Annotated in this window: 10 protein-coding genes; 8 read left to right on the top strand and 2 right to left on the bottom strand. The window is 69.9% G+C overall.

The window, feature by feature from the left end; translation table 11 throughout:
- Positions 1 to 46: 46 nt before the first annotated feature.
- Positions 47 to 4,909: an NAD-glutamate dehydrogenase gene (locus tag ABN611_RS03685; protein ID WP_350278333.1), complete on the top strand. Its 4,863-nt coding sequence runs from the start codon at positions 47 to 49 to the stop codon at positions 4,907 to 4,909.
- Between the two features lie 36 nt (positions 4,910 to 4,945).
- Here ABN611_RS03685 and ABN611_RS03680 read toward each other — a convergent pair whose 3' ends face one another.
- Both ABN611_RS03680 and ABN611_RS03675 read right to left on the bottom strand, forming a co-directional pair.
- Positions 4,946 to 5,203, bottom strand: coding sequence for a hypothetical protein (locus ABN611_RS03680; protein ID WP_350278332.1), 258 nt, complete (start codon positions 5,201 to 5,203; stop codon positions 4,946 to 4,948).
- A gap of 43 nt (positions 5,204 to 5,246) precedes the next feature.
- Positions 5,247 to 5,984 (bottom strand): GntR family transcriptional regulator, encoded by a 738-nt coding sequence (locus ABN611_RS03675; RefSeq protein WP_350278331.1) that lies wholly within the window; start codon positions 5,982 to 5,984, stop codon positions 5,247 to 5,249.
- Between the two features lie 141 nt (positions 5,985 to 6,125).
- Here ABN611_RS03675 and ABN611_RS03670 point away from each other — a divergent pair, with 141 nt between their 5' ends.
- From ABN611_RS03670 to ABN611_RS03640, 7 genes are all read left to right on the top strand, one after another.
- The gene (locus ABN611_RS03670; RefSeq protein WP_350278330.1) at positions 6,126 to 7,112 is read left to right on the top strand and encodes a Gfo/Idh/MocA family oxidoreductase; all 987 of its coding nucleotides are present in this window, start codon (positions 6,126 to 6,128) and stop codon (positions 7,110 to 7,112) included.
- A gap of 12 nt (positions 7,113 to 7,124) precedes the next feature.
- Positions 7,125 to 8,009 carry a sugar phosphate isomerase/epimerase gene (locus tag ABN611_RS03665; RefSeq protein ID WP_350278329.1) on the top strand — a complete coding sequence of 295 codons (885 nt, stop codon included), beginning with the start codon at positions 7,125 to 7,127 and terminating at the stop codon, positions 8,007 to 8,009.
- Between the two features lie 28 nt (positions 8,010 to 8,037).
- Positions 8,038 to 9,216 carry a 5-dehydro-2-deoxygluconokinase gene (locus tag ABN611_RS03660; RefSeq protein WP_350278328.1) on the top strand — a complete coding sequence of 393 codons (1,179 nt, stop codon included), beginning with the start codon at positions 8,038 to 8,040 and terminating at the stop codon, positions 9,214 to 9,216.
- Between the two features lie 2,402 nt (positions 9,217 to 11,618).
- Positions 11,619 to 12,266 carry a deoxyribose-phosphate aldolase gene (locus ABN611_RS03655; RefSeq protein WP_350278327.1) on the top strand — a complete coding sequence of 216 codons (648 nt, stop codon included), beginning with the start codon at positions 11,619 to 11,621 and terminating at the stop codon, positions 12,264 to 12,266.
- Positions 12,267 to 12,308: 42 nt separating this feature from the next.
- A complete protein-coding gene (iolB, locus tag ABN611_RS03650; protein WP_350278326.1) occupies positions 12,309 to 13,208 on the top strand; it encodes a 5-deoxy-glucuronate isomerase in 900 nt (299 codons plus the stop codon).
- The gene (gene iolD / locus ABN611_RS03645; protein ID WP_350278325.1) at positions 13,205 to 15,118 is read left to right on the top strand and encodes a 3D-(3,5/4)-trihydroxycyclohexane-1,2-dione acylhydrolase (decyclizing); all 1,914 of its coding nucleotides are present in this window, start codon (positions 13,205 to 13,207) and stop codon (positions 15,116 to 15,118) included. Before iolB ends, iolD begins: the two co-directional genes overlap by 4 nt.
- Entirely contained in the window at positions 15,118 to 16,005 is an 888-nt protein-coding gene (locus tag ABN611_RS03640) for a TIM barrel protein (RefSeq protein ID WP_350278324.1), read from the top strand. Before iolD ends, ABN611_RS03640 begins: the two co-directional genes overlap by 1 nt.
- Positions 16,006 to 16,022 lie beyond the last annotated feature (17 nt).

Below are 16,022 nucleotides of genomic sequence, written 5' to 3'. Positions count from 1 at the left end.
GGTCCGGCGGGAGCGACGCCGACGTCACGTGTGGAGACGGTGGGGAATGCAGAGCAAGCTGGACGTCCTGAAGGCCGATGTGATCGCGAAGGCGGTGGCCACAGGAACACATGGGCACGACAAAGTGGTCGACCCGCTCAAGCTGAAAGCGTTCCTCGAGCAGTACTACCGGCACGTAGCCGCCGAGGACGTCGCCGAGCGCCAGCCGAACGACTGCCTGGGCGCCGCGCGGCACCACTACAAGGCCGCGATGTCCCGTCCGCAGGGGACGGCGAAGGTGCACGTCTTCACGCCGACGCTGCAGGAGCACGGCTGGTCGGCGAACGGCCGGACCGTGGTCGAGATCGTCATCGACGACATGCCGTTCCTGGTGGACAGCGCCTCGATGGCGGTCACCGAGCGCAACCTCGAGCTGCAGCTGCTGATCCACCCGCAGTTCGTCGTCCGCCGCGACGTGGCCGGCACGCTGCAGGAGATCCTCGACGACACCACGGCCCCGGACGGGCACGACCTGGTCCGCGAGAGCTGGATGCATCTGGAGATCGAGCGGGTCGCCGACGTCGCCGAGCAGCGCGCCCTCGAGCAGGCGCTGCAGAAGGTGCTGAACGATGTCCGCGAGGCGGTCGAGGACTGGCCGAAGATGCACGAGAAAGCGGTCACCATCGCCGCCGGGCTGAACGCCGCCGAGCTGCCGGTGTCCGAGAGCGAGGTGGAGGAGGCCCGCGAGCTGCTGGAGTGGCTTGCCGACGAGCACTTCACCTTCCTCGGCTACCGCGAGTACGACTTCACCATGGAGGGCAAGCAGGGCATCCTGCGCGGCAGCCCCGGCACCGGCCTGGGCATCCTCCGGCCGGATCCCAAGCCGGGCTCCGGCAAGCTGCCGCCGGAGGTGAGCGCCAAGGCGCAGGAGCGGAAGCTGCTGATCCTCACCAAGGCCAACTCCCGCTCCACGGTGCACAGGTCGACGTACCTCGACTACGTCGGCATCAAGCAGTTCGACGACAACGGCGACCCGGTCCGCGAGTGCCGGTTCATCGGCCTGCTGTCGTCGACGGCGTACACCGAGAGCGTCATGCAGGTCCCGGTGCTGCGGCGCAAGGCGCTGGAGCTGTTCCGGCAGACCGGCTTCGACCCGAACAGCCACAGCGGCAAGGGTCTCCTCGACGTGCTGGAGACCTACCCGCGCGACGAGTTGCTGCAGGCACCTGTCGAGGACCTGCTGCCGATCGTGCAGTCGGTGCTGCACCTGCAGGAGCGGCGCGCGGTCAAGCTGTTCGTACGGCGTGACGTCTACAACCGGTACCTGTCCTGCCTGGTGTACCTGCCGCGTGACCGCTACACCACGGCGGTCCGGCTGCGCATGCAGCAGATCCTGAAGGACGCCATCGGCGCCGAGTCCGTCACGTACGCCGCCTACGTCACCGAGTCGGTACTGGCGCGCGTGCACTTCGTCGTCCGGATGAAGCAGGGCGAGACCGTCGGCGAGTACGACGCGGAGATGCTGGAGCAGCAGGTCGTCGAGGCGACGCGGGCGTGGGAGGACGACTTCACCGCGGCGCTGCACGCGCAGGGCGGCGACGGCGCGGTCACCAGGCTGTTCCGCCGGTACGCGCAGGCGTTCCCGGAGGCGTACAAGGAGGACTTCGACGCGCGCGTCGCGGTCAACGACGTCCAGGTGCTCGATGGGCTGCCGGCCGACAACGGGCTGGCCATGTCGCTCTACAGCCCGATCGAGGAGGAGTGGGAGGGCGAGCGCCGCTTCAAGGTGTTCCGCACCGGGTCGGCGCTGTCGCTGTCGCAGGTGCTGCCGCATCTGAGCGCGATGGGCGTGGAGGTCGTCGACGAACGCCCGTACGAGATCCGCCGCGCCGACGGCACAATGGCCTACATCTACGACTTCGGTCTCAAGGTGCCGGCCGACACCGAGGAGCGCGAGGACCTGCGCCGGCTGTTCTCCGACACGTTCGAGGCGGTGTGGGAGGGCAGGGCCGAGTCCGACAAGCTCAACGCGCTGGTGCTGCGCGGCAACCTCAGCTGGCGGCAGGTGTCGATTCTGCGCGCCTACCAGCGCTACATCCGCCAGGGCGGTACGCCGTTCAGCCAGGACTACATCGAGAACACCTTCCTGAACCACGTGGACGTGGCCGGGCTGCTGGTGCAGCTGTTCGAGACCAGCTTCGACCCGGCGCGCGGAGCGGCCGACGACCCGGCGCGGGTGATGCTGACCGACCAGCTGGAGAAGGAGATCCTGGCCGCGCTGGACACGGTGCAGAGCCTGGACGAGGACCGCATCCTGCGCTCGTACCTGACGGTGATGAAGGCGACGCTGCGGACCAACTACTTCCAGCCGGGGCCCGACGGTCAGCCGCGGCCGTACATCTCGCTGAAGCTGGAGCCGAAGGCGATCCCGGACCTGCCGCAGCCGCGGCCGGCGTACGAGATCTTCGTGTACTCGCCGCGGGTCGAGGGCGTGCACCTGCGGTTCGGCGCGGTGGCGCGCGGCGGGCTGCGCTGGTCCGACCGGCGCGAGGACTTCCGGACCGAGGTGCTCGGCCTGGTGAAGGCGCAGATGGTGAAGAACTCGGTGATCGTGCCGGTCGGCGCGAAGGGCGGGTTCTACGCGAAGCAGTTGCCTGATCCCGCGCACGACCGCGACGCGTGGCTCGCCGAGGGCGTGGCGTCGTACAAGACGTTCATCTCCGGGCTGCTCGACATCACCGACAACATCGTTGCCGGGGACATCGTCCCGCCGGCGTCCGTGGTCCGGTACGACGGCGACGACGCCTACCTGGTCGTTGCCGCGGACAAGGGTACGGCGACCTTCTCGGACATCGCGAACGGCGTCGCGAAGGAGTACGGGTTCTGGCTGGGCGACGCGTTCGCGTCCGGCGGCTCGGTCGGGTACGACCACAAGGCGATGGGCATCACCGCCCGCGGCGCGTGGGAGTCGGTCAAGCGGCACTTCCGCGAGCTCGGCCACGACTGCCAGACCGAGGACTTCACCGTCGTCGGCGTCGGCGACATGTCCGGTGACGTGTTCGGCAACGGGATGCTGCTGTCCGAGCACATCCGGCTGGTCGCGGCCTTCGACCACCGGCACATCTTCCTCGACCCGGCACCGGACGCGGCCGTGTCGTTCGCCGAACGGCGACGGCTGTTCGAGCTGCCGCGGTCGTCGTGGGCGGACTACGACCCCGCGCTGATCTCGGCCGGCGGCGGGGTGTACCCGCGGACCGACAAGGCGATCCCGATCTCGCCGGAGGTCCGCGCGGCGCTGGGGATCGAGGGCAGCGTGACGAAGCTGACGCCGGCCGAGCTGATGAACGCGATCCTGAAGGCGCCGGTCGACCTGTTCTGGAACGGCGGCATCGGCACCTACGTGAAGTCCACCGCCGAGTCGAACGCGGACGTCGGCGACAAGGCCAACGACGCGATCCGGATCAACGGCTCCGACCTGCGCGCCCGCGCGGTCGGCGAGGGCGGCAACCTCGGCTTCACCCAGCTCGGCCGGATCGAGTACGCCGCGGCCGGCGGGCGGATCAACACCGACTTCATCGACAACGTGGCCGGCGTGGACACCTCCGACCACGAGGTGAACATCAAGATCCTGCTCGACAAGGTGGTCGCGGACGGCGACCTGACCGAGAAGCAGCGCAACGACATCATCGCGTCGATGACCGAGGAGGTCGGCGCGCTGGTGCTGAAGAGCAACTACCGGCAGAACATCGCGCTCGCCAACGCCGGCGCGCAGGCCGCCGCGCTGATGCACGTCCACCAGGACTGGGTACGGCGGCTGGAGAAGCAGCGCCTGCTCGACCGGGAGCTCGAGTTCCTGCCCAGCGTCACGGAGTTCAAGCGGCGCAAGGCCGACGGGCGCGGGCTGACGTCGCCGGAGCTGTCGGTGCTGATCGCGTACACCAAGATCGTGCTGGAAGCCGAGCTGCTGAAGACGTCGCTGCCGGACGACGCGTTCCTGGCGCACAAGCTGGCCAGCTACTTCCCGAAGGCGATCCAGGAGCGGTTCGGCGAGCAGATCCAGAGCCACCAGCTGCGCCGCGAGATCATCACGACGCAGGTCGTGAACGAGTTCGTCAACACGTCGGGCATCACGGCGTACCACCGGCTGTCGCTGGAGACCGGCGGGACCGTCGAGGACGTCGTCCGGGCGAACCTGGCCGCCTCGCGGATCTTCTCGCAGCCGGAGCTGCTGACCCGCAACGCCGAGCTGGACAACATCGTCGACGCCGAGACCCAGACCCACATGCGGCTCGAGACGCGCACCCTGGTCGAGCGCGCGACCCGCTGGCTGGTCTCGAACCGGCGTCCCCCGGTAGACATCGAGGAGCTGATCGAGTTCTTCGGTCCGGGGATCGCGAAGCTGACGGCGGCGTTGCCCGACGTACTGCGGGGTCGTGAGCTGGCGCTGTTCGAGCAGCGGCGGGAGGCGCTGGTGCAGAAGCGGGTCCCGGAGGAGTTCGCGACCCGGATCGCGATCCTGCCGCCGGCGTACGCGGGCCTCGGGCTCGTGGAGACTGCGTCGCGCGACGACATCGACATCCTCGAGATCGCCAAGGTCCACTTCGCGCTCGGCGAACGGCTGCAGCTCGGCCGGTTCCTGGAGCGGATCATCGGCCTGCCCCGCACCGACCGCTGGCAGACCATGGCCCGCGCGGCGCTCCGCGACGACCTCCACCAGGTCCACGCCCGCCTCACCCGCCAGGTCCTCGCCAGCACCGACCCGTCCGCCGACCCCGAGGACCGAGTCATCACCTGGCAGGACCAGAACGCGACGGCCCTCTCCAGAGCCGCCACCATGCTCGACGAAATAGTAGAAACCGAAGGCCCCGAACTGGCCCACCTCTCCGTAGGCCTCCGCCTGGTCCGAACCCTGATCGCGAACCAGGCTTGAGAACCCAATGGCTGGGTGGACACTCGGTCCACCCAGCTACGGACGCCACAGCTCCCAGCGCCTACGCAACTCAGGGAGCAGAGCTTCGAGGTACTTCCGGGCGTCTGCCGCCGAACGCATCGGCAACGGGAGCCCGACACTCCAGACACCCCACGTCCGATCGTCGGGTGCCTCGGCTTCCTCGAAGCGCTCCGCGGTCTCCGACTGCCAGACAAGACCGGCTCGGCTGCCGTCCGGAGCGATCACGTAGGCATCGCCGTAGGTGTCCGGCTGGGCGAGGAAGTCGGTGATCATCCCGAGCTGGAACCCGTCGACGAGCCGTTCATCGGGTCAGTGGTCAGCGTTCGGAGACCACTACGTCGACCGAGTATTGGTCGGCTCGGTAGCAGTGGTTGCCGTATTCGATGGGGGAGCCGTCGGCGGCGTAGGCGGAGCGGGTCATGGTGACGAGGGGCTCCGCCTTGGACATGTGCAGGGTGCGGCGTTCCTCGGCGGTCGCGTTGCGGGCGCCGATGCGCTGGCGGGCGACCGTCGGGCGGATGCCGCGGGCGCGGAGTACGGCGTACAGGCCGTCGCTCGTGAGTTCGTCGAGGGTGAGGTCGTTGAGGGCCGGCGGCAACCAGTTGCGGAGGATCGCGAGCGGCAGGTCGTCGGCGTAGCGGAGCCGGACGATCGACACCAGCGGCGTACCGGACGGGACCTCGAGGACGGCGGCCGCCCGCTCGTCCTGTGCCGCGCAGTCCAGCGCCAGCACCTCGGTCCGCGGCGTCCGGCCCTCGCGCGCGAGGTCGTCGTACAGGCTGGTCAGCTCGGCCTTGCGGTGCACCATCTGGTTCGCGACCGTGGTGCCGATGCCGCGGCGGCGGACCAGCAGGCCCTGGTTGACCAGCTCCGAGATCGCCCGGCGGACGGTCGGGCGGGACAGGTTCAGCCGGTCGGACATGCCGATCTCGTTCTCGAACGGGTCGCCGGGGCGCAGCTTGCCCTCGGTGATGGCAGCGGTCAGCTGCTCGGCCAGCTGGTGGTACAGCGGCACCGGGCTGGACCGATCGAGCTGGATCGGCAACGCGTTCATGGCCGGATGGTACCTGCTCATGTCCACACGTGAGAATGTGTTAACAAAGTATTGACACCCCGGCACCCGCCCGGAAAGCTGACGGACAACCAGCGCGCCGCCGGGGCTGTGGCGCGCCCGTACTCGAGAGAGGCTGCGTGGATGCGGATCGGGTTGGTCGGGGTCGGGCGGATCGGGGCGTTCCACGCCGCGACGCTGAAGGGCCTGCCGGCGGTGGATCAGGTGGTCGTCGCCGACGCGGACCCCTCCCGGGCCGAGGTGGTCGCGAAGGAACTGGGCGTCGCCTCCGCACCGGACGTCCCGGCGCTGCTGGCGTCCGGGCTGGACGGGTTCGTCATCGCGGCGGCGACCTCGGCACACGCCGAGTTGATCGCCGCGGGTGTCGCGGCCGGCGTACCGACGTTCTGTGAGAAACCGGTCGCGCTGGACCTGGCCGAGACCGAGCGGGTGCTCGCGCTCGTCGAGGCGTCGTCGGTGCCGGTACACATCGGTTTCCAGCGCCGGTTCGACGCCGGGTACCAGGCGGCGCGGGCGGCCGTGGCGTCCGGCGAGCTCGGGTACGTGCACCACATCCGCGCGAACACCAACGACGCCTTCCCGCCGCACCGCGAGTACATCCCGCAGAGCGGCGGGTTCTTCCGCGACTGCACGGTGCACGACTTCGACATCGTCCGGTACGTCACCGGCCGCGAGGTCGTCAGCGTGTACGCCACCGGCGCGAACCGCGGCGAGGAGTTCTTCGGCGAGTACGGCGACGTGGACTCGGCGGCGGCGCTGCTGACACTCGACGACAACACCTTCGTCGCGGTCAGCGGCACGCGCTACAACGGCGCCGGGCACGACGTACGGATGGAACTGCACGGCAGCCTCGGCTCGCTCGCGGTCGGTCTGGACTCGCACACCGCGCTGCGCTCGGCCGAACCCGGCGTCAGCTTCCCGGGCGGCCAGCCGCACATGACCTTCATGGACCGCTTCCAGCCGGCGTACGTCGCCGAACTGACCGCCTTCACCGAGGTCGCCGCCGGCACCCGCGAGGTGCCGTGCACGGTCCGCGACGCGCTCGCCGCGTTCCGGATCGCCGACGCCTGTGAACTGTCCCGCCGCGAAAACCGCGTCGTCACCCTCTGAGGACCCACTGAGATGACTGAACTTGCTGCTCGTATCGCCGGTGCCCCGATCTCGTGGGGGGTGTGCGAGGTCCCCGGGTGGGGCTGGCAGTACGACGCCGGCACCGTCCTCGCCGAGATGCGCACGGTCGGACTGGCCGCGACCGAGTTCGGACCGGACGGCTTCTTGCCCGACGACCCGGCGGACAAGGCGAAAACCCTGGCGGACGTGGGCCTGCGCGCCGTCGGCGGCTTCGTGCCGGTCGTCCTGCACGACCCGTCGCATGATCCGGCTCCCGAGGTCGCGGCTGCGTTGGAGGGCTTCGTCGCGGCCGGTGCCGGGACGCTGGTCCTCGCCGCTGCGGCCGGCCAGGAGGGGTACGACGACCGCCCGGTGCTCGACGCCGCGGGATGGAGCACGTTGCTCGGCAACCTGGACAAGCTGTCCGAGTTGGCGGCGTCCCGGGGTGTGCTGGCGACCGTTCACCCGCACGTCGGGACGATGGTGGAGAACGCTGACGATGTCACGCGGGTGCTGGAAGGCTCGTCGATCGGGCTGACGCTCGACACCGGCCACCTGCTGATCGGCGGTGTCGACCCGGTGGCGCTGGCGGTGGAGCACACGGCCCGGATCCGCCACACGCACCTGAAGGACGTCGACGCCGCGTGGGCCGCTCGGGTGCAGTCGGGCGAGGTGACGTACACGGACGCCGTACGGGCCGGGATGTACCGGCCGCTGGGCGCGGGCGATATCGACATCACCACGATCGTCAGCACGCTGGAGAAGTCCGGGTACGACGGGTGGTACGTGCTGGAGCAGGACACGATCCTGCAGGCGCGGCCGGCGGACGAGGGGCCGGTGGTCGACGTACGGGCGAGCATCGAGCACCTGCAGTCGATCGCGGCGGGGCTCGCATGACGGGGACCTTCGGGAATGGGATGGTCTGATGGTGGACGACGTACTGACGATCGGGCGGATCGGGGTCGACCTGTACCCGCTGCAGATCGGGACGCATCTGGAAGACGTCACCTCGTTCGGGAAGTTCCTCGGCGGGAGCGCGACGAACGTGGCGGTCGCGGCGGCGCGGCACGGGCGCAAGACGGCGGTGATCAGCCGGACCGGTAACGACCCGTTCGGCACCTTCATCCACCGCACCCTCGGCGAACTCGGCGTCGACGACCGCTTCGTCACTCCGGTCGACGGGCTGCCGACCCCGATCACCTTCTGCGAGATCTTCCCACCGGACAGCTTTCCTCTGTACTTCTACCGTTTCCCGAAGGCGCCTGACCTCGTCATCAACCCGTCCGAACTGGACCTCGACGCGATCCGGGACGCCCGCATCTACTGGTCCACAGTCACCGGCCTGTCCGCCGAACCGTCCCGCTCGGCCCACTTCACCGCCTGGGAGGCCCGCAAGGCAGGCACAGCAGGTGGTGGCTCGAGCAGCGCGCCCTGGTCCGCCGCTGGCGGTGCTGGGACGGGAGCCGATCTCGAAGCCGGACCCAGTGGTGCTGGGGCTGCGGCGGACAGCGTGGGAGCCGGTGCCGGTGGTGCTGCCGGTGGTGCTGCCGGAGACGACGCCAAAGCCGGTGCCGGCCTCGACACCGCAGCCAGCTACGCCGCTGGCACTGGTCTCGGTAGCGCAGCTGGTGCTGGGCCTCGCTTCACAGTGCTCGATCTCGACTATCGGCCGATGTTCTGGGCGGATCCGAGTGAGGCGCATGAGCAGGTCTCGCGGGCGCTGGAGTACTGCACGGTTGCTGTGGGCAACCGTGAGGAGTGTGAGGTGGCGGTCGGCGAGACCGATCCGGACAAGGCGGCGCAGGCGCTGCTCGACCGCGGACTCGAACTCGCCGTCGTGAAGCAGGGTCCGCGCGGAACCCTCGCCCGGACCCGCGACGAGCGCGTCGAGGTCCCGCCGTACCCGGTCGAGGTCGTCAACGGCCTCGGCGCCGGCGACGGCTTCGGCGGCGCCCTCTGCCACGGCCTCCTAGCCGGCTGGCCCCTGGAGAAGATCATCCGCTTCGCCAACACCGCCGGCGCCATCGTCGCCTCCCGCCTCGAATGCTCCACCGCGATGCCCACCACCGCCGAAGTCCTCACCCACCTGGGAGAACAACCATGACCTCCCACGAAGAACCCCAGTACTCCGAAAACGCCCGCCCCATCCCCATCCAACGCCCCCACTCCCGCCCTCCTCAGGACTCCCGCCCATCCCAGGACCCGCAGGTCACGCGCGACCCGAACAACACCGAAGACCCGCGCGCCACGCATGACCCGAACAACACTCAAGATCCGCACTCCACCCAGGACCCGCATAACCCCCAGGACCCGCGGCTCACGCGCGACCCGCACACCACCCAGGACCCGCGCGTCACGCGCGACCCGCACAACACCCAGGATCCGCACACCACCCACGACCCCGACGCCACAGTCCTGACCCCAGCCCTCAACGACCCCACGGTCGTCACCCCCCACCCCCACAGCCCGGCCGCCGCCACACCCCGCCCCGCACCTCCAGCCGAACCGGGCCGGGAGGCGCAGGCCGGGTCTGCGGAGGACCAGCGGACTGCATCCGGCGCAGACAGGCGGACTGTCCCCACACCACCCTCGGGCGATTCGTCGCCCGACCTGCCGCAATCGCGCGGCCGCGCCGTAGCCGAGGTACGTCCCAACGACCCGACGGTGGTGGCGCCGCAGGCGCGGGATCGGGCTGTCGCCGAGGTGCGTCCTGACGATCCGACGGTGGCGCCGCGGCGGCAGGATCGGGCTGTGGCCGAGGTGCGTCCTGAGGATCCGACGGTGGTGGCGCCGCGGCCGGAGGGCCGGGCTGTGGCCGAGGTTCGTCCTGAGGACCCAACGGTGGTGGCACAGCGGCCGCGGGATCGGGCTGTGGCTGAGGTTCGTGCTGACGATCCCACTGTGGTCGCGGCTCGGGGCGGAGTGGCCGGCGCTGATGATCCGACTGTTATCTCTGACAGCGCCTCGCCGGTGGTGGGCGTGAACGACCCGACAGTTGTTGTACGTCGCACCGACGCGGCACCTGCGGAACCCGACGGGCAGACCACCGTCATCGCGGATCTGCACCTTCCGCCGGAGCACAGCCAGGCTGCGGTGCAGCCAGCTGCCACGGACGCCTCACCTGGCCACCAGTTGAGCGGCCAGACCGTCCGCGGGCCACAACAAGCGACCCTGTCCACTCGACCGCTGGAGGACGAGACAGTCACCGCAGAAGTCGCAGCGCTCCCGGGTGGGGCGAGCCTCCCCACCGCAGGCCAACCGGCCAGTCCTGCGCAGCCAACCGACGGACCGGGTGCCGGACCAGGTGCCGGACCAGGTGCCGTACAAGGCGCGGCCGCCGCGGCACCAGGCGGCGTGCTAGGTGCCGTACAGGATGGCGTGTCAGGTCCTTTGCCGGGTGCCTTCCCGGGCGCTGAGCAAGGCGCCGTACCTGGTGCTGCTCCAGGTGCTGTGCCAGGTGCGGATGACAGGGCACATGGGCTCGGTGGGTCGGACGTGGCGTCGGACGCCGGGGTGCTGACGGCATCCGGCGATCGACCGGGGGCGGATGCGCGTGCGGAGTTTGGTGCGGGCATAGGCGGGGAGCCCAGCGTGGGCGCGGAGTCCGGTGCGGGCGTTGGCGCGGAGTCCGGCGCGGGCGCGCGTGCCGAGTCCGGCGTGGGCGCGGAGTCTGGCGCGGACGTGCGTGCGGGGTCCGTGCGTGCGGAGTCCATGGGCGCGGAGTTCGGTGCGGGCGTGCGTGCGGAGTCTGGCCTGGGCGCGGAGTCTGGCGTCGGCGCGGAGTCCGACGCGGGCATGGGCGCGGAGTCCGGCGTGGGCGCGGGGTCCGGCGCGGATGTGCGTGCCGGGTCAGGCGCAGGCGCGGGGGCGGAGTCCGGTGTGGGGGCGGAGTTGGCTGCTCGATTGGGTAGCGGGCTGGGGGCCGTGCCGGGTGCTGGCCTGGGTGCGGACGTGGGTATGGAGGTGGGTACGGACGTCAGCGCGGCGTCGAATGGTTGGCCGGGGGAGGAGTTGGACGGCGGCTCGGGGCAGTTGAGCGCCGGGGCCGGTGTGGATCCGCAGGCGGGGGCAACCTCGGCGGCGGGTGGGCAGGTGGAGCCGTCAGGCGGGGAGGCGGATCTGGGGCCGGACGTGGAGCTGGCTGCGGGGGCGGCGGTGTTGGGGGCCGGCGGTACGGCCAGTGTTGACGAGGCGGGCGCTCGGGAGCGCGCGGCGGTGGCGGACACCAGGCGCGGGGTGCGTGGTTGGGGGGAGTTGGGGGGGATTCGGGAGCGGTTGGGGGAGTTGACTGAGGTTCGGGTTCGGCATCCGGAGCGGGTGGTTGAAGGGTGGTTGGGGCGGCGTACTCGGGCGCTGGTGGGGGATGACGGGCGGTTGCTGATCGTGGCTGCTGATCATCCGGCGCGGGGGGCGTTGGGCGTTCGGGGCGATCGGATGGCTATGGGGAGCCGGGCTGATCTGATTGCTCGGTTGGTGGTTGCGTTGCAGCGGCCTGGGGTGGACGGGGTGCTGGCTACTCCGGATGTACTCGAGGATCTGCTGCTGCTCGGTGCGTTGGAGGGCAAGGTCGTCATCGGGTCGATGAACCGGGGCGGTCTGCAAGGGTCGACGTTCGAGCTGGACGACCGGTTCACGGCGTACCGGACCGCGGACGAGATCGCCGCGCGGCGGCTCGACGGCGGGAAGATGCTGACGCGGATCGACCTCGCGGACCCGGGGACCGTGGCGACGTTGGAGAGCAGTGCCGCTGCCGTGACCGGGCTGGCCGAACACAAGTTGATGGCGATGGTCGAGCCGTTCTGGTCGACGCGCGGCGAGGACGGGCGGGTCACGAACCTGCTCGATCCCGATTCGGTGATCAAGTCCATCCAGATCGCGTCCGGTCTCGGTGCGACGAGTGCGTACACCTGGCTCAAACTGCCCGTCGTGGAGGAGCTCGATCGGGTGATGGAGGCAACGAGTCTGCCGACACTCCTGCTCGGCGGCGATCCGACCGGTGCGCCGGAGGCGACGTACGCCTCGTGGGGCAAGGCGCTCGAGTTGCCGTCGGTGCGTGGACTGGTCGTCGGGCGGGCGTTGCTGTTCCCGCCGGACGGTGATGTGGCCGCGGCGGTCGACCACGCCGCCGCTCTCGTCCACGGCGGCACCGCATGACCGGTCGGCGGACGGTTCGGCTTCTGAGGAAGGGCAACTGGGATGACTGAGTGGGTTCGGCCGGCTGGGAGCTCGGCGGGTGATGGGTTCGAGGTCGTGGTGCGCCCCGGCGAACCGGACTGGCATCACAGCGGCCTGCTGGTGCGCACGCTGCTCCCGGGACAGTCGGTCGAGATCGACACCGGCGACTGTGAATACATCGTCCTCCCCTTGAGTGGCTCGGCCGAGGTGATCGTCGACGGTGACGCGGTCCCGCTCGCCGGGCGGGCAGACGTCTTCGCCGGCGCCACCGATCTGGCGTATGTACCGCGCAACACCACTTTCGCCGTGGTCAGCGCAGGCGGCGCCCGGATCGCCTTGCCACACGCGAGGGCGGCCGCGGACCACCCGTTCCGGCGGATCGGCGCCGAAGACGTCGAGACGGAACTGCGCGGTGCCGGTGTCGCGTCCCGCCAGGTCCGCAACTTCGGTACGCCGGGAGTCCTGGACGCCGACGCGATCATCGCCTGCGAGGTGATCACACCCGCCGGGAACTGGTCGTCGTACCCGCCGCACAAGCACGACGAGCACAAGCCGGGGAAGGAGAGCGAGCTCGAGGAGATCTACTACTTCGAGCTGCAGTTGTCCGACGACGTCCCGGAAGGTGTCAAGGGCAACGACCCGATCGGGTACCAGCGGGTGTACGGCACCGACGAGCGTCCGATCGACGTACTGGCCGAGGTACGCAGCGGTGACGTCGTGCTGGTCCCGCACGGGTGGCACGGACCGGCGATGGCGCCGCCCGGCTACGACATGTACTACCTCAACGTGATGGCCGGCCCCGGCACCGAACGCCAGTGGTTGATCACCGACGACCCCCAGCACGCGTGGGTCCGCGAGTTGTGGAACTCCCAACATATCGATCCGCGCCTGCCTTTCGGACAAACAGGAGAGAACTCATGACGGTACGTCTCACGGTCGCGCAGGCGCTGGTGCGATTCCTGAGCGTCCAGTACTCGGAGCGGGACGGGGTCCGGCAGCGGCTGATCGCGGGCTGCCTGGGCATCTTCGGCCACGGCAACGTGGCCGGGGTCGGCCAGGCGTTGCTGCAGTCCGAGCTCGAGGACCCGAAGGCCCTGCCGTACATCCTGGCTCGCAACGAGCAGGCCATGGTGCACACCGCGGCAGCCTTCGCCCGCACCCGTAACCGGCTCCAGACCTACGCCTGCACCGCAAGCGTCGGCCCGGGCTCGACCAACATGGTGACCGGTGCGGCCCTCGCCACGATCAACCGGTTGCCGGTGCTGATCCTCCCTTCGGATGTGTTCGCGACCCGGGTGGCGACACCCGTGCTGCAGGAACTGGAGAGTTACGGCGCCGGTGACGTGTCGGTCAACGACGCCTTCCGCCCGGTGTCGAAGTACTTCGACCGCGTCTGGCGGCCCGAACAGTTGCCGTCGGCACTGATGCACGCGATGCGGGTGCTGACCGATCCGGTCGAGACCGGTGCGGTGACGTTGGCGCTGCCGCAGGACGTCCAAGCGGAGGCGTACGACTGGCCGGAGGAGCTCTTCGCGGAGCGCACCTGGTACGTCGCCCGCCCCTTGCCCGAGGCCTCAATTGTCGACAAGGCGGCAGATCTCCTACGGTCCGCGCGCCGCCCGCTGATCGTCGCCGGCGGCGGCGTGCACTACTCGGGGGCCGAGGACGCGCTGCGCGAGTTCGCCGAGCGGACCGGCGTACCGGTGTCGGAAACCCAAGCAGGTAAGGGATCTCTGACCTACGACCACCCGCAGTCGGTGGGCGCGGTCGGCTCGACCGGGACCACGGCAGCCAACGCGCTGGCCCGGGAGGCCGATCTCGTGATCGGGATCGGCACCCGCTACAGCGACTTCACGACGGCGTCGCGGACGGCCTTCCAGAACCCACAGGTGCGGTTCCTGAACATCAATGTCGCGCGCTTCGACGGTGGTAAGCATGCCGGCCTCCCGGTCGTGGCCGATGCCCGGGAAGCCCTTGTTTCACTGGGATCCGCGCTCGGCGAGTGGTCCGTGGACGACAAGTACACCGCCGAGGCCCAGGAGCTCACAAGGAACTGGAACGGAACTGTGGACGCAGTTTTCCGGCCCTCTGCCGAGGTGACCGCGAAACTGGCCGAAGGACTGCTCACCCAGGGCGAGGTGATCGGCGCCGTCAACGAATTGTCGGCGGCGTCTGATGTGGTTGTCTGCGCGGCCGGCTCGATGCCGGGCGACCTCCACAAACTGTGGCGGACGCGCGACCCGAAGGGATACCACGTCGAATATGGCTTCTCCTGCATGGGCTACGAGATCGCCGGCGGACTCGGTGTCCGGCTCGGCGCACCGGACCGTGACGTGTTCGTCCTGGTCGGCGACGGGTCGTACCTGATGATGTCCAGCGAACTGGCCACCGCCGTCCAGGAGAACCTCAAGATCATCGTGGTCCTGGTGCAGAACCACGGCTTCGCGTCGATCGGCGCGCTCTCGGAGTCGCTCGGCTCGCAGCGGTTCGGGACGGCGTACCGCAAGCGCACCGGCGACGGCCGGCTCGACGGCGACTACCTGCCCGTCGACCTGGCGGCGAACGTGCGGAGCTTCGGCGTCGACGTGATCGACGTCCACAGCCGGCCCGAGCTGGAGAAGGCGATCCAGACGGCGAAGGCCGCGACCGGTCCGATCGCGATCCACGTCACGACCGACCCGCTGGTCGGCGGACCGGACAGCGACTCGTGGTGGGACGTTCCGGTCAGCGAGGTGTCGGAGCTACAGTCCACGCAGGCCGCCGCGGCGTCGTACGAGGACAGCAAGAAGGCCCAGCGTCCGTACCTGGCTCCGGTCGAGGGAGACAGCTGATGGGCAGAGTCGACATCGGCACGGCGCCGGACTCGTGGGGAGTGTGGTTCGCCGACGACCCGCAGCAGACGTCGTGGACGCGATTCCTCGACGAGGTCGCCGCGGCCGGATACACGCGGATCGAGCTCGGTCCGTACGGCTACCTCCCGACCGATCCGGTGCGGCTGAAGGACGAGCTCGACCAGCGCGGTCTCACGATGACCGCCGGTACGACGTTCGAGCAGCTGCACCGCCCCGCCGGGTGGGACGCGACCTGGCGCGACGTGGCCAGGACGGCCGAGCTGACGGCTGCGATGGGCGCGCAACACCTGGTCGTGATGCCGTCGATGTGGCGCGGCGACAACGGCGAGGTGGTCGAGGAGCGGCTGGACCACGAGGGACAGGCGAGACATGGCGAGGCGGTGACCGAGCTGGGGCGCCGCTTGGCGGAGGAGTTCGGGCTGCGCACGCAGTACCACCCGCACGCCGACGGGCACGTCGACACGCAGGACACCGTCGAGCGCTTCCTCGAGGAGACGGACAGCGTCTACGTGAACCTGTGCCTGGACACCGGGCACATCAGCTACTGCGGCGGCGACAACCTCGAACTGATCCGGAAGTACCCGGACCGGATCGGCTACGTCCACCTCAAGCAGGTGGATCCGGAGATCCTGGCGGAGGTCGACGGGCTGAGCTTCGATGAGGCCGTACGGCGGGGCGTGATGTGCGAGCCGCCGAACGGCGTACCCGAGCTGCCGCCGGTCCTGGACGCGCTGCGGGCGCTGGACGCCGACGTGTTCGCGATCGTCGAGCAGGACATGTATCCGTGCGCTCCCGACGTACCGCTGCCGATCGCGGAGCGAACGCTGGCATATCTGACGGCACATGGGGGTGGCGGATCGAGATGACGGCCGCGGGAGTGTGA

This window comes from Kribbella sp. HUAS MG21, from assembly GCF_040254265.1.
Classification (GTDB): Bacteria; Actinomycetota; Actinomycetes; order Propionibacteriales; family Kribbellaceae; genus Kribbella.
The sequence above is the reverse complement of the archived record's forward strand: the minus strand, read 5'-3'. Positions and strand labels throughout refer to the sequence as shown.